General features: G+C 69.1%; 10 protein-coding genes. 3 read left to right on the top strand and 7 right to left on the bottom strand.

Annotated features, from left to right (window positions below; all coding sequences use genetic code 11):
- The first annotated feature begins 93 nt into the window (after positions 1-93).
- Positions 94-504, top strand: a complete 411-nt coding sequence (locus tag AC5Y4T_RS12760) for a DUF732 domain-containing protein (RefSeq protein WP_499918108.1) — start codon at positions 94-96, stop codon at positions 502-504.
- A gap of 5 nt (positions 505-509) precedes the next feature.
- On the opposite strand, the gene AC5Y4T_RS12765 is transcribed toward AC5Y4T_RS12760, so the two are convergent.
- Positions 510-1,202, bottom strand: a complete 693-nt coding sequence (locus AC5Y4T_RS12765) for a demethylmenaquinone methyltransferase (protein ID WP_499953412.1) — start codon at positions 1,200-1,202, stop codon at positions 510-512.
- Between the two features lie 57 nt (positions 1,203-1,259).
- On the opposite strand from AC5Y4T_RS12765, the gene AC5Y4T_RS12770 reads away from it, so the two are divergent.
- Positions 1,260-2,084, top strand: a complete 825-nt coding sequence (locus AC5Y4T_RS12770) for an SDR family oxidoreductase (protein ID WP_499953416.1) — start codon at positions 1,260-1,262, stop codon at positions 2,082-2,084.
- A gap of 24 nt (positions 2,085-2,108) precedes the next feature.
- Here the strand turns inward: AC5Y4T_RS12770 and AC5Y4T_RS12775 are convergent, their stop codons facing one another.
- On the bottom strand, positions 2,109-5,279 hold the full coding sequence (locus tag AC5Y4T_RS12775) for an ATP-binding protein (protein WP_499953420.1): 3,171 nt from the start codon (positions 5,277-5,279) through the stop codon (positions 2,109-2,111).
- Between the two features lie 189 nt (positions 5,280-5,468).
- On the opposite strand from AC5Y4T_RS12775, the gene AC5Y4T_RS12780 reads away from it, so the two are divergent.
- On the top strand, positions 5,469-6,704 hold the full coding sequence (locus tag AC5Y4T_RS12780; protein WP_499953423.1) for a cytochrome P450: 1,236 nt from the start codon (positions 5,469-5,471) through the stop codon (positions 6,702-6,704).
- 7 nt (positions 6,705-6,711) lie between these two features.
- Here AC5Y4T_RS12780 and AC5Y4T_RS12785 read toward each other — a convergent pair whose 3' ends face one another.
- The 5 genes from AC5Y4T_RS12785 to AC5Y4T_RS12805 are packed head-to-tail and all read right to left on the bottom strand — an operon-like array spanning position 6,712 to position 11,881.
- A complete protein-coding gene (locus AC5Y4T_RS12785) occupies positions 6,712-7,866 on the bottom strand; it encodes a glycosyltransferase family 4 protein (RefSeq protein ID WP_499953425.1) in 1,155 nt (384 codons plus the stop codon).
- Between the two features lie 51 nt (positions 7,867-7,917).
- Complete coding sequence (locus AC5Y4T_RS12790) at positions 7,918-8,475, bottom strand: DUF3592 domain-containing protein (RefSeq protein ID WP_499953428.1); 558 nt, start codon at positions 8,473-8,475, stop codon at positions 7,918-7,920.
- 11 nt (positions 8,476-8,486) lie between these two features.
- Positions 8,487-10,133, bottom strand: a complete 1,647-nt coding sequence (gene menD / locus AC5Y4T_RS12795; protein ID WP_499953433.1) for a 2-succinyl-5-enolpyruvyl-6-hydroxy-3-cyclohexene-1-carboxylic-acid synthase — start codon at positions 10,131-10,133, stop codon at positions 8,487-8,489.
- Positions 10,134-10,178: 45 nt separating this feature from the next.
- Positions 10,179-10,967 carry an alpha/beta fold hydrolase gene (locus AC5Y4T_RS12800; RefSeq protein WP_499918098.1) on the bottom strand — a complete coding sequence of 263 codons (789 nt, stop codon included), beginning with the start codon at positions 10,965-10,967 and terminating at the stop codon, positions 10,179-10,181.
- Positions 10,964-11,881 carry an o-succinylbenzoate synthase gene (locus AC5Y4T_RS12805; protein ID WP_499953502.1) on the bottom strand — a complete coding sequence of 306 codons (918 nt, stop codon included), beginning with the start codon at positions 11,879-11,881 and terminating at the stop codon, positions 10,964-10,966. The genes AC5Y4T_RS12800 and AC5Y4T_RS12805 overlap by 4 nt, the downstream gene beginning before the upstream one ends.
- Between the last annotated feature and the right edge of the window lie 19 nt (positions 11,882-11,900).

Raw genomic sequence — 11,900 nt, forward strand, 5'->3', positions numbered from 1 at the left:
CTGGTCGGCGGGTTTTCGTGGCCCCTTGCGGGCGCAAAATCGGCGATTCGCTTTCGGCCGCGCACCTTGAGCGGGCCGTGTATAGTCCAGCTAATGAAGGGAACGACGCTGGCTACTATCGGAGCCGCCGCTGCTATCGCGCTTGCCGCGCTGGCCGCGCCGGCGCAGCTCTCCGTGCCGGCGCAGGCGGATCCGCCGCCGACGGCGCCATACCCCACCCCGCGGACACCGTCGCCGCCGAGCGACTACGACGCGCCATTCAAGAACACCGTCAACGGCTTCGGCATCTACCAGCCGCAGGACCAGTTGGCGTGGCTGGGCAAGATCACCTGCGACCGGTTGGGCCGCGGCGTGGACCACGACGCCCATCAGTCCGCGACTTTCATCCAGCGCAACCTGCCGCGCGGCACCACCGAGGGGCAGTCATTGCAGTTCCTGGGCGCGGCGGTCGACCACTACTGCCCCGACCAGATCGGCGTGGTCCAGGCGGCCGGCAACCACTAAAACCTTCAGCGCCCGGGTTTGGTCCCGGCGTGTAGGGCGACGATGCCGCCGGTCAGGTTGCGCCAGCGCACCCCGGACCAGCCGGCCTCGGTTATCTGCTGCGCCAGCGCCGCCTGATCGGGCCACGCCCTGATCGATTCCGCGAGGTACACGTACGCGTCCGGATTGCTGGACACTGCCCGCGCCACCCGCGGCAACGCCCGCATCAAGTACTCCTTGTAGACCGTGGCGAACAGCGCATTGGTGGGCGTGGAGAACTCGCACACCACCAATCGGCCGCCGGGACGGGTGACCCGGGCCATCTCGCGCAGCCCGGCCTGGGTGTCGACCACGTTGCGCAGCCCGAAACTGATTGTCACGGCATCGAACACGTCGTCACCGAACGGCAGCCTGGTGGCATCGCCGGCGACCTTCAAAACGTCGCGCGCGGCGCCCGCCGCCAGCATGCCGACGGAAAAATCGGCGGCCACACACCAGGCCCCGGACTTCGCCAGCTCCACGGTGGACACCGCGGTGCCCGCGGCGAGGTCCAACACCTTCTGACCCGGCCCGATGGCCAGCGCCGACCGGGTGGCCCTGCGCCAGTACCGGTCCTGGCCCATCGACAGCACGGTGTTGGTCAGGTCGTACCGGCGGGCGACACCGTCGAACATCGACGCGACATCCCGGGGGTCCTTGTCCAATTCCGCGCGACTCACCAGAGGAACGCTACCCGTTGGGGGAATGAGGTGGCGCCGTCGGCGTTGTAAGGGGGCGTGACTGAAAAAGTTTGGTTTATCACCGGTACATCGCGAGGTTTCGGCAGGGCGTGGACGATCGCGGCGCTGGAGCGCGGCGACAAGGTTGCCGCCACGGCCCGCAACACCACCGCGCTGGACGACTTGGTGCAGAAGTACGGCGACGCGCTGCTCCCGATTCGCCTGGACGTGACCGATCGGGCGGCGGATTTCGCGGCGGTCAAGCGCGCGCACGACCACTTCGGCCGGCTCGACATCGTGGTGAACAACGCCGGCTACGGCCAGTTCGGGTTCGTCGAGGAGCTCTCCGAGCAAGACGCACGCGATCAGATCGAAACAAATGTGTTTGGGGCGCTGTGGATCACGCAGGCCGCGCTACCCTACCTGCGGGAGCAGGGCAGCGGCCACATCATTCAGGTTTCCTCGATCGGCGGCATCACCGCGTTCCCCTTGGTCGGCATCTACCACGCGTCGAAGTGGGCGCTGGAGGGCTTTTCGCAGGCGCTGGCGCAAGAGGTCGCTCCGTTCGGTGTGCACGTCACGCTGATCGAGCCGGGCGGTTTCGACACCGACTGGGCCGGCGACTCGGCCAGGCATGCCGATCCGCTGTCGGCCTACGACGATGTTCGCGCCGCCGTGCAGGCCGAGCGCAGCCGCCGGTGGGCCAGCCCGGGTGACCCGTCGGCGTCCGCCGCGGCCCTGCTCAAGGTCGTCGGCGCCGAAAAGCCGCCGCTGCGAGTGTTTTTCGGCGCTTCGCCGCTGGAAACCGCGAAGGCCGACTACGAGAGCCGGCTCGCGAACTGGGAGGAATGGCAGCCGGTCGCCGAGCTGGCGCAGGGGTGATTAGCGACTAGCTCGGAGCCGGTGTCACCCCAGCGCCGCGGCCCACGCGATGTGGCCGTCGTAGCCGTGTTCGTGGGCCATCGCGCGATAGCGATCCCTGAAGTCCTGATACGCGGCATCCTCGCCGCGTGCTCGCGCCAGCAGCGCCCGGAGCCGTAGCACCCAGACCTCACGTATCGCCAGAACCTCTTCGGCCGGTTCGGCCGCCAGCCGCTCGACAGCGGCCTCGGCTTCGGTCAGCTGCGCGGCGGATGGGCTGTCGAGCAATGCCTCCACCAGAGCACCCGTCGCGGGAAGGCCCCACCCCAGCGCCAGGCCGTTGCGGAACAGATGGTCGACGGTGGCCTGCATGAGCGGTATGGCCTGACCGCGATCTCCATGCCGAGCCCTCTCGCGCGCCACATACATTTCGACGATCGATAGTTGCGACAGAAGGTATTTGGGGCGTACGGACCCATCGTTGAGCCCGGCCAGCAGCGTATGTCCGCGGTCGCGCTCCATTCCGGCGCCCCGATGCACCAGCGCTACACCCAAGGTCATCCGGGCGATGGCCAGCGCCATGTCATCACCGGATCGTTCGGCGATCTCCAAGGAATTCTCGATCTCGCGTACCGCACGATCGTCGGATCTCATTGCGCCGAAAGCTATTCCCGCGAAGTAGACGTATGCCACAACGGTGACGTAGGACATGGGGTCGGTGCTGCGGGCCATAACAAGGCCCTGCTCCAGTCCTTCTCGCCATCCGTCGCGACCGAGGGCATAACGAGCGATAGCCTGGTTGGTCAAGGCCAGCGCTAAGGGAGATCCGATGATGAAGTTGCCCTTGGCCGGGTCACCGGCGGCGAGCTCGATGACTCGCTGGGACCAGCGCAACACATCCGAATATTCGACGTTCTCACCCTTGGCGAAGATGGGGGCGACGGACAGGCCTACCGTCAACGTCGGGTCGTCGATCGATTCGATGAGGGCCATGGCCTCCGATGCCACCTGCGAGGCCTCGCGCCGCCGGTCGTCAAGCGCATAATCCATCACGAGCCCCACCATGCCGATGGCCAGCGAGGGCTTATCGCCGGCCGCGGCGCACAATTCGCGAAACTCATCGAAGCGCGCACCGGCCACGTGCTCATTGACCCGGAAGGCGATGCCACACAACATGGTTCGGGGCGCGATGCGCATGGCCACGCGGTTCGGGTCATCGGCGGGTAGGGCGTCGGCGATCGTTCGGGCACGTTCCCAGCTCAGCCACGCCGCGGCGATGTCGCGGTTGGTCGCCCATGCCGCGGCGCGCATGTGCCAGCCGTAAGCGCCGTGCTCGTCACCGGCGGCCTCCAAATGCCCGGCGATCAGGGCGGCGTGTTCGTCGGCCGCTCCCGGAGCGCGTGATTCGATCGCGGCCGCGATGCGCCGGTGCAGCTCGGCACGGTCCGATCGAAGCTGCGATTCGTAAGCCACCTCCCGAATCAGCGGATGGTAGAACGCATACTCGGGTTGCTGGCTGGGCATTTGATTGATGAGCTGGGCCGACACCAGCTCCTCGAGCACCGGCTCGATGCCCAAGGTTTCCAACAGATCCCGGTTGAAGTTCGAGCCGATGACCGCCGCCGCGCTCAGGGTGCGTTTCGCCTTCTGGCCCAGCCGGTCGATGCGCGCGGCGATAGTGGCTTGCAGCGTGGCGGGCACGCGCACCGCAGCGCCTTCCGCCGTCGAGACGTAGGCGCCCGAAATGCCTTGCAACACACCGCGGTCGGCAAGCTCGCGCACTATTTCCTCGGCGAAGAACGGGTTCCCCGCGGCCCGCTCGGTGATCATGGTGGCCAACTCAGCGACCGACGGGTGTGCCCCGAGCAGGTGCGAGACCAGTCCTGCGGTCTCCGAATCGCTCAGTGGCGAAAGGGCGATGGTTCGCGCACCGGCGACTTCGCCCAACGCGCCTCGATATTCGGGGCGATAGGTGACCAGCACCAGCGTGGGTGTCCTAGGGATTATGGCGATGAAATCGGTCAGCAGCGACTCGCTGACCTCGTCGATCCAGTGCGCGTCTTCGATGACGAACAGCGCCGGGGTTTCGCGGGCCAGCGACGCGGCGTTGACCAGCCCGGTCAACCGCCGCCTGCGCGCCTCGGGATCGATCTTGGGCAGCTCGACATCGGGATCGGCGATGCCCAGCAGGTCGTTCAAGAGCAACAAGTCCTCTGGCTCCGCATGGCGAGCCCGACCCCGGATCCGCGCCCGGGCGGTGGGCGGGTCAAGGCCCTTGATGCCCGTGACCGCGCGCAGCAGTCGCCCCACAACGTAAAACGGGATCTGGCTGGTGTGCGATTCGCAGGAGGCGACGAACACGTCGGCACCCCGCACGGCTGCCATGGCCGAGACGTCGCGCACCAGACGGCTCTTGCCGATGCCCGGTGGCCCCGCGACTCCGACAACCGCCCCGTGGCCATCGAGCGCGCGCTCGAGCAAGCCCTCGACCGCCGACATCTCTCCGCCCCTGCCGATCAGCTTCGACTCGCCATGCCAGGCATCGCGCTGCTTTTCGCCCATGCCCAGCAGCCGATGGGCCGGCACTGGCGTGTCAGAACCCTTGATCCGGACCAACTCTGATCCACCCAGATTCGCCGCGCCCTCGACGAGTCGCGCTGTCGGGGCGCTGAGCATCACCCCGCCCGGCGGAGCCGCCGATTCCATCCGCTGAGCCATGCCGACTTGCTCACCTATCGCGGTGTAACCGAAAGGCCCCGAGCCGATTTCGCCGGCGATCACCTGACCGGAGTTGAGGCCTACCCGCAGCTGCAGATGCACACCGTCGCGGGCGTCGACGTCGATGGCTAGGCGCTTCACGTCCTCCTGAAGTCCCAGCGCCGCCAAGCAGGCGCGAACCGCGTGGTCCTCCAGTGCAACCGGCGCGCCGAACACCGCCATGATGCCGTCGCCGGTGAACTTGTCCACCGTGCCGCCGTAGCGCTGCACCACCGCCGCGCAGAGGTCGGCGACGTCGGCCATGATCTCTCGGAGTCGTTCCGCACCCACCGCCGCCGCGATGTCCATCGAATGCACTACATCGGCGAACAGGACCGTGACCTGCTTGTACTCTGCACGGACATCCGGTCCTTTGACCGGGGATCCGCAGCCGTGGCAAAAGCGGGCGTTCTCCAGCGGCTCGGTGCCGCACGTTTGGCACGCCGCTATGGCCGTCATTCGACCCTCCGCCGGTCCGGGGCCCCAAGGTTTCCAGAGTTCTCAAAGAATAGGCGGTGGGGCACCCGCACGCACCGGGCGGCGAGTACTGCTACGGCAAGACAGGTAGTCGGCTACGCATGTGCTTGAAGGCCGAACCGCCCAGGCTGAGGCGTGAAGGTACTTCGCCGACCAGCCCTGGGGGCCACCATGACCATCACCGTTGACGCGCCGAGCTGCCCGAACGTCTTCGACGCCGGACTTCCTGCGATTGATTATGAGCGTTGCCGAAGCCTGGAAGAGGCGCACGAGATCATCAGCCGCGCACGACGGCAGGCGCCGATCGCCATCGGCCCCCACGGGCCGGAGTTCTTGACCTATGAACTGGTTCGAACCGTCCTGCGTGACCCGCGATTTCGCGTGCCCCAGGGGATGTTCCTGGCCTCACAGGGCATCACCAGTGGCCCGCTGTGGGAGCGGGTGGCAACGAACCTGATCAGCCTCGACGGTCCCGCGCACCAGCGGCTGCGCCGCCTGGTGTCCAAGGCCTTCACACCGCGGGCCACCGCGCGGCTGGGCACCACGATCGTCGACGTGATCAACGAACTCATAGACCACCACAGCGCGGCCGGACGCTGCGAGGTGGTCAGCGACATCGCCCGCCAATATCCGATCCCGATCATCTGTGCGCTGTTGGGCGCCCCGGCCGAGGACTGGAAGCTGTTCTCGGAGTGGACAGACGACATCTTCAAGGCCTTCAGCTGGGAGGTCGCGGCGCATGAGCGGGCCATCCTGGCGGCCTGGGACGAGCTCGACGCCTACATCGACGACATGGTCGCCCAGCGGCGGCTCACGCTGACCGACGACCTGCTCTCGGACCTGATCCGCGCGGAGGACGACGGTGATCACCTCAACGCCGAGGAGCTGCGGATGCTGGTAGCGGGCCTGCTGATGGCCGGCACGGACACCACCCGCAACCAGCTGGCCGCCTCCGTGCAGGTGCTGTGCGATCACCCCGACCAGTGGGCGCTGCTGGCCCAGCACCCTGAGCTCGCGGCAAACGCGGTCGAGGAGACGATGCGGCATTCACCGATCGCGGGCCTCACCCTGCGCATCGCCCTCGAGGACGTCGAGGTCGCCGGGTTCATGATCCCGGCCGGCACACTGGTGATCGCCAACACGGCCGCCGCAAACCGCGACCCCGCCGTCTACGACGTTCCCGACCGGCTCGACATCACCCGCGTGGATGCCGCGCCGATGCAGACCTTCGGCGCCGGCATGCACTACTGCCTGGGCGCCAATCTGGCCCGACTGGAGCTGAGCGAAGCCCTGAAGGTCATGGCCCGGCGCATGCCCAACGCCCGCCGCACCGGCCCCGCCCCATGGAAGCCCCTCACCGCCATCAGCGGACCGGCCACGCTGCCAATCGAATTCGACCCGTCATAGGGTCGGCTCACTCGCCCTGCGCGTGCCGCCCGGCGGCGATCTGCCGCCGGACGAACGGCGACAGCACCGCCTCGTAGTGACCCAGCAACTCGTCGCAGATGACCGGCCAGCTCCGGCCGACCACACTGCGCCGGGCGGCCGGGGCGTAGCGGGTCCGTTCGGCGATCAGGTGGGCGACCGCGTCGGGCAGCCGGGACTCGAACTCGTTGACGGCCAGCAGCAGACCGGTACGCCACGGTGTGACGAGGTCACGAGGGCCGCCGGCGTCGGGGGCGATCACCGGCAACCCCGACGCCAGCGCTTCCTGCACGACCTGACAAAACGTCTCGTGCTCGCCGGGATGCACGAACACGTCCATGCTGGCGTACGCCGCTGCGAGTTCGTCGCCGTACAGCGCACCGGTGAAAACCGCTGTCGGCATTGCCGATTGCAGCTTGCTGCGGTCGACGCCGTCGCCCACGATGACGAGCTGAACCGCGTCGTTCGCGGCCAGCCCGGCCAGACGCTCGACGTGTTTCTCGGGCGCGAGGCGACCCACGAACCCGACGACGGGCTTGCCCTGCGGTGACCACTGTCGTCGCAGCGCCTCGTCGCGCGCTGACGGCGCGAACCGCAGCACGTCGACGCCGCGCGCCCATCGATGCACCCGCGGAAACCGGTGAGCGACAAGCGATTCCATGGTCACACTGGATGGCGCCAGGGTGCGGTCGGCGAGGCTGTGCAGATGACGGAACCAGGCCCAGGCGGCGCGCGCGGTCATCGGAATGCCGTAGCTGGCCGCGAAGCCCGGGACGTCGGTCTGGTACACCGCGACCGTCGGAATTCCCAGCCACCGGGCCGCCCGCAGCCCGCCGTAGCCCAGCAGCGCCGGCGACGCCAGGTGAACCACGTGGGGATCGAATCCGCGCAGCACCTTCACCAGCCGGGGCGTCGGCACACCGAGGGGCAGGGTGGTCACCTTGGGAAACATCCGGGACGGCACCCGGTGCACCCGGATCCCGTCGTAGATGCGATCCGCCCGCGGCTGCCCGGGAGGGGTGTCGGGGGCGACGACGAGGGCTTCGTGGCCCGTCCGGCGCAGATGCTCGAGCACCCGGATCACCGAGTTGCTGACACCGTTGACTTCGGGGAGAAACGATTCCGCGACGATGGCAACGCGCACATCAACACCGTGTCAGCGCCGACTGTCGACAAGGTTGCCTGCGGGCATACGTCATGCGAAATTTGCAGGTCCGACGCTATCGGCGGGCGGTTTCTCGGTCGCGGCGGGGCGTACGTCACGCCGATCGAGCCACTTGTCGCCCAGCGCCAGCGCGATCAGGATCGCCGCCGCGCCCAGCCAGCCCACCACCGCGATGGACCCGGCCGGGATGATCGCCAGCCCGGCATTGCGATGCTGCACGCGCACCAGGTTCGGATCGTTCTTGTTGTACTCCACGTAGATCCGCATCCCGGTGGCCAAATGCGACGGGTAGAGCACCCCGAGCTCGGGACGGTAGGTGACCCGCTCGGGGGTGACGAATTCGATGGTGGAACGGCGCGGTCCGGCGCTGAGCACCTCCGCCTGCGCGACACCCATGTTGTGAGTGATCGCGAGGTCGTCGCGCCAGGCGCCGGCCACCAGCAGCATGGACTGCAACGTGACCAGGCCGGCCACGATCAGCACCGCAATTCTGGCCCACCGCAACGCAATTCTGGCTCGCGTTTTCGGCGGTTCGTCGCTTCGGCCATGAATCAGCAAGCGCAGCAGGGCTTTTGGTGACATCGGCATCTAGGTGCGCCTCATAGCGCGGCCTTGATCGCGGCGTGCAGCTGCCGCAATGACGACCGGTCGGCCTTGACCTCCAGCACCCGCATGCCGGCGCCGGGTTCGTCGAGCGCGGTGGGCAATTCGCCCACCTCGATCTGCCGGCTCTCGACGTGGTAGGCGCGGCACAGCGCTCCCACGTCGACGTCGTGCGGGGTGCCGAAAATCCGCGACGAGACGTCGGAGAACCGCGGGTCGCCCTGTTCGAGCAATTCGAAGATGCCGCCGCCGTTGTCATTGGAGACGACGATGGTCAGCCGGCGCGGGGTGGGCTCGGTGGGCCCGATGAGCAATCCGGAGCTGTCGTGCACGAACGTCAGGTCGCCGATCAGCGCGACGGTGCGCGCCGGGCTGTCCGGGCCGCCCTCGCGTTCGTGGGCGAGCGCCGCCCCGATGGCGGTGGACACCGTCCCGTCGATCCCGGCGACGCCGCGGTTGGACCGCACCCGGATGTCGCGGGTGTCCAGGCCGACCAGCGCGGCGTCGCGGACCGGGTTGGAGGCCCCGAGCACCAGCTGATCGCCCGGCGCCAGCGCGGCGGCCACGGCCGCCGCGACGTGCAGGCCGGTGGTCAGCGGGTGGGCGTCGAGCTGTTCGCGGACGGCGGCCAGCGCGTGCCGGTTGGTCTCCGCGCAGCGGCGCAGCCACGCCGGGTTCGGTGCTCCGGTGGTGACCGCCCGGGTCCCGGTGGCCTGCGAGTTGCCCGAGACGTCCGGCCAGCGCGGCCCGGTGGTCAGCGCGAACACCGGCACCTGCGGGTCGGCCAGCAACGCCGACACCGGCCGGTGCAGGGTGGGGCGGCCGAGCATGATCACCTGCTTGGGCCGCAGCAGGGGCAGCGCGAGCGGGTGCAGCGGGTTGGCCGGCGCGGGCGCGGTCGGCTCGGCGACGGTCGGCAGCTGGGCGAGGTTGGGCTGCAGGCCCGCGCCGTGCCCGGCGATGACGACCGTGTCGGGTGACAGGTCGATGTCCAGCGGCTGGTCGAAGCTGACCGGCGGGGTGTAGGTCCACGGCCGCCCACCCGGGCGGCCCTGCGGCGTCGGCGTTTGAGGGTCGAGATCGGGTACCAACGGTTCGCGCAGCGGGATGTCGAACTGCACGGGGCCGGCGTTGGCGGTCCGGGATCCGGTGGCGGCCACCAGCACCCGGCAGGTCGCCGACCGCCAGGTGGCGTTCAGGGAATCCAACCGATCGGGGGCGTCCTCGGCCAGACCCAGGCTGATGGTGGCCCGCACCTGCGTGCCGAAGTAGCCCAGCTGTTCCATGGTCTGGTTTGCCCCGGTGCCCAGCAGCTCGTAGGGCCGGTTGGCCGAGAGCACGATCAGCGGCACCCGGGCGTAGTTGGCCTCGATCACCGCCGGGCCGAGGTTGGCGACGGCCGTGCCGGAGGTCATGGCGATGCAGACCGGCGCGCCGGCGGCGATGGCCAGGCCGATCGCCAGGTAGCCGGCGGTGCGCTCGTCGATGCGGACGTGCAGGCGGATACGTCCGGAGCGGTCGGCGTCCTGCAACGCGAAAGCCAGCGGGGCGTTCCGCGAACCGGGGCAGAGCACCACGTCGCGGACGCCGCCGCGAATCAGCTCGTCAACGACGACGCGAGCCTGGGTCGTCGAGGGGTTCACTCCTACAGGGTGTCACAGCCGGCTGAGGATGCCCGCCGGGTGCGCTCAGCCGTAGGCCTCGCCGAAGAACTTGAGCATGGCCGCGTTGACCTCGTCCGGTCGCTCGAAGAACCCGAGATGACCGGCGTCGGGTATCTGCACGTAGCGGCCGTTGGGCAGCGCGTCCGCGACCTCGCGGCCCATGTGCGGCGGGGTCAGCACGTCGTCGGAGAAGCCGATCACCAGCACCGGGGTCGTGATGCTGCGGTAGGCGGTCAACCGGCTGGTGTACGGCGCGATATCGAGCTGCGCGCGCGTGCCCGGGGTGGGCTTGAGGGGCCAGGTGGAGAACATCGCGATCCAGTCGGCGACGGCGGTGTCATCGTTGAGCGTCTTGCGGGAGAAGTTCTCCAGCAGGCGGATTTTGGCGTCGTATGCGGCGGGCATCTCGACACCGGTGTCGGACAGCTCGGCCTCGGCGTCGCGGAAGAACTGCCGGGCCCGGTCCATGCGGCCGCGGGTCCCCATCAGCACCGCCGAACTGACCAGTTCGGGCCGGGCCAGCATGAGCTCCTGGGCGATGTACGCGCCCATCGACATCCCGACGATGCGGGCCGGGGCCGCATTCAAGCCCTCGATCAGCGCCGCGGTGTCGGCGACCATGGTTTCCGTCGTGAACCCCTGGGCGTTCTCCGTGGCGCCGATTCCGCGATTGTCGAAGGTGATGACGCGGTATCCGGCCGCCAGAAACGCGGGGACTTGATAGGGGTGCCAGGTTCGTCCGGCGCCGCCGTGGCCGGCGATGAATACCACGGGATCACCGGAGCCGCGGTCGTCGTAAGCCAGGTTGATCACCCGGACGACGGTACAAGCAACCGATGGCACGCCTTGACCCGGTCGATCCACCACTGCCGCCGCTCCGGCGCCGCCCGCAGGGCCCGCAGCCGCTCGGGGTCGGGCGTGACCGGCCCCACCGGCAGGGCGCCGTCGACCGGCGCGGCGGTCTCGGCGACGTCGTCGACGAAGAGCCCGCCGGTGCCCAGGCCGCAGGCGTGCCGGAGTTGCGGCAGGGCCGCCGCGGCGCGCAGCCCGGCGCCGATTCCCACCGCCGAATCCAACGCACTGGAAATCACGACCGGGATGTCGATCTGCGCGGCGATCTCGAGCATGGCCGAAATCCCGCCCAGCGGAGCGACTTTGAGCACCGCGATGTCGGCGGCGTGGGCGCGGACCACGGCCAGCGGGTCGTCGGCCTTTCGGATGCTCTCGTCGGCGGCGATCGGCACGTCCGTGCGCCGGCGCAGCTCCGCGAGCTCGTCGACGCTTGCGCAGGGCTGTTCGAAGTATTCCAGCGGCCCGTCGGCGGTCAGCGCGGCCGCGGCCCGCACGGCCTCCTCGACGCTCCACCCGCCGTTGGCGTCCACCCGCACCGTGGGGACCAGTGCGCGCACGGCGTTGACCCGGGCGACGTCGTCGGCCAGCGACTGCCCGGGCTCGGCCACCTTCACCTTGGCAGTGCGGGCCCCGGGGAAGCGGGCGAGCACTTCCGGAACGTCGGCGGCGAGCACGGCCGGCACGGTCGCGTTGATCGGGACGCGGTCGCGACGGGTCGGCGGCGGCGTCCGGTAGGCGGCTTCGATGCCCGACGCCAGCCACTGCGCGGCCTCGCGCGGCTCGTATTCGACGAAGGCCCCGAATTCGCCCCACCCGGCCGGGCCCTCGATCAGCGCCACTTCGCGGGTGGTGATGCCGCGAAAGCGCACCCGCATCGGCAGCGCCACCACGTGC

The sequence above is a fragment of the Mycobacterium sp. NGS11 genome, from assembly GCF_059813315.1.